This window comes from Kitasatospora sp. NPDC024654, from assembly GCF_055559155.1.
Window position 1 is genome coordinate 1 of record NZ_JBVHLF010000231.1, and the last position, 2,315, is coordinate 2,315.

At 68.2% G+C, this 2,315-nt stretch carries 3 protein-coding genes and 1 pseudogene; 2 read left to right on the forward strand and 2 right to left on the reverse strand.

From position 1 onward, the window contains the following. Window positions 1–374: 374 nt before the first annotated feature. Window positions 375–974, reverse strand: a complete 600-nt coding sequence (locus tag ACZ38L_RS39185; RefSeq protein WP_465702885.1) for a hypothetical protein — start codon at window positions 972–974, stop codon at window positions 375–377. Between the two features lie 118 nt (window positions 975–1,092). Between ACZ38L_RS39185 and ACZ38L_RS39190 the strand changes: the two genes are divergently transcribed. Then, window positions 1,093–1,221 carry a hypothetical protein gene (locus ACZ38L_RS39190; protein ID WP_465702888.1) on the forward strand — a complete coding sequence of 43 codons (129 nt, stop codon included), beginning with the start codon at window positions 1,093–1,095 and terminating at the stop codon, window positions 1,219–1,221. A gap of 39 nt (window positions 1,222–1,260) precedes the next feature. After that, a complete protein-coding gene (locus ACZ38L_RS39195; RefSeq protein WP_465702890.1) occupies window positions 1,261–1,938 on the forward strand; it encodes an IS6 family transposase in 678 nt (225 codons plus the stop codon). 104 nt (window positions 1,939–2,042) lie between these two features. Here the strand turns inward: ACZ38L_RS39195 and ACZ38L_RS39200 are convergent. Then, window positions 2,043–2,166 (reverse strand): annotated as a pseudogene (locus ACZ38L_RS39200) (IS6 family transposase); the annotation flags it as partial. Window positions 2,167–2,315: the final 149 nt, after the last annotated feature.

Consider the following 2,315-nt stretch of genomic DNA (forward strand, 5'->3'; position numbering starts at 1 on the left):
CCCCCCCCCCCCCCCCCCCCCCTCCCCCCCCCCCCCCCCCCCCCCCCCCCCCCCCACACCCCCCCCCCCTCCCCCCCCCCCCCCCCCCCCCCGGGGCTCCTCGGTTGTGCTGGGCTTCAGGCGGTCCGGGCGGGGGAGTGTCGGAGTCTCTGCCCGATCATCGGCAGGGGCTCCGGCTTGCTCACTGTGCGGGCCTGGTCTCCCAGTAGTCACTTTGGAAATCACCAGGCTGCGTTGCTCGGGCTGAGGCCCAGTATCGGCGCGGGACCACAGGGCCCTGCTCGGGCTGTTCGGGCTCGACCACGTCACCGTTGATCGGCCGCTCGCCGTCGTATCCGAAGGTGTTCATTCGGTCCTCCCGTAGGTCAAGCAGCCTACAGGCAGGGGACATTGGCAGATCCACCGTACTCAAGATATCCACTGACGGTCGCTCCGCTGGTGGTGACGGCGTATCCCCGCGCCTGGAGCTGATACGGGTGGGTCCAGGTGTAGAGCTGGCAACCGTTGAGGAAGAACGTGGTGTCGTTCACGTCTCCGGTGACGGTGGGGCCGGCGACATCGGTGTTCGGGATGATGAAGAATCCGCTGCCGGCGTCCTCGGCCCACTGGGCGCGGGTGTACTGGTAGGCGAAGGAGCCGGTGCAGGTTTCTGCCGTCCCAGCCTGGAGCTGCGGGCCGTTGAGCACGGTCCCGCCCACGTAGAGGGAGCAGACGAAGCTGCCTGTCGCCGCCGTCTTCGGGCTGAGTTTCTGGGCCTCGGCGCGGGAGGCAACCGGGACCGGCTTGGTGGCGAATGCCTTGTGCCCGTCGAAGCCGAAGGTCGAGGCGGTGCCGGGGCCGTCGCCCACGGTGCCGGTAGTGACCGTGGTGGTCTTCGAGGCGGTGGCGGATGTCTCGGCCTGGGCGGCGGTCGCGCCGGACAGTGCGAGAGCTGCGGCGGCACAGGCCGCGAGGGTGATGGAACGGAGACGCATGATGGTGCACTCCTCGGCCGCACGTCGCGGGCGCCCCGTGCACCCGGTCTGGCGGCAGGAGGTCGACGCTACGTCCGCCAACGGCGTGAGGTCACCGAGACGAGCCTCCGTTGGCTCGATGCCACCGGGGAGGGGCCGGTTCCGGGCAGTGCCGGACATCGCCAAGGAGATGGGGCTCACCAAGGCGGAGTGGGCGGTGGTGGTCAGGCGGGTGCAGTCGGGTGCTGTCACGTTGACCGGTGAGTGAGATGATCTTCGGGTTGGTGGGTGGCGGGGAGGGCCTGTCGTGGAGGGTGCGTCGCCGTCGTACAGGGGCCACCGGTACCCGGTGGAGGTCATCGCGCACTGCGTGTGGCTGTACTTCCGCTTTCCGCTGTCGTTCCGCGAGGTGGAGGAGCTGATGCTGCAGCGAGGCGTGATCGTCTCCTACGAGACGGTGCGCCGCTGGTGCGCCAAGTTCGGGCAGGTCTACGCGGACGGGCTGCGCCGGCGGCGGCCCGCGGCCGGCGACAAATGGCATCTCGACGAGGTCTTCGTGAAGATCAACGGGGTGCGGCACTACCTGTGGCGGGCCGTCGACCAGCACGGCAACGTCCTGGACATCCTTGTCCAGTCCCGCCGGAACGCGAAGGCCGCCAAGCGGTTCATGGCCAGGCTGATGAAGAAACAGCGGCGCGTTCAGCGGGTGCTGGTCACCGACAAGCTGAAGAGCTACCCGGTCGCGCACCGCGAGCTCATGGCCTCGGTCGAGCACCGCTCGCACAAGGGCTTGAACAACCGGGCCGAGAACTCCCACCAGCCCACCCGCCAGCGCGAACGCGCCATGAAGGGCTTCCGCTCACCCGGATCCACACAACGGTTCCTGTCCGCGTTCAGCGGCATCTCACCCCACTTCCGACCCCGACGCCACCTTCTGACCGCCGCCGAACACCGACTCGAGATGACCCTCCGCTTCACCATCTGAGACCACGTCACCGAGACCATCGGCCTGCCCACCACGGCCTGACCCAGACACCCCACCGCACCCCGGCACACCCTCAGCCTGACACGCGCTCATCAACGTGATAGCGCCAGCATCAGCTCCTCGACCTCGCGGAAGCTGAGCGGGAACCGGAAGTACAGCCACACGCAGTGCGCGATGACCTCCACCGGGTACCGATGCCCCCCGGTACGACGGCAACGCGCTCTTCACGGCAAGACCCTCCCGAGCGTGATCAACCTGAAGATCATCCCATGCGGTCAGCCACAACACCGTTGCGTTAAGCCTGTGGCCTGCGGCGCAACCCCGCTGTGAACGTGGAACGGGACCCCTGATAGATCATCTTGCGACCAAGCATGAAG

Excerpts from the sequence above, each read along its gene's own strand:
- ACZ38L_RS39185 (WP_465702885.1), bottom strand. The coding sequence starts at position 974 with ATGCGTCTCCGTTCCATCACCCTCGCGGCCTGTGCCGCCGCAGCTCTC.
- ACZ38L_RS39190 (WP_465702888.1), top strand. The coding sequence starts at position 1,093 with ATGCCACCGGGGAGGGGCCGGTTCCGGGCAGTGCCGGACATCGCCAAG.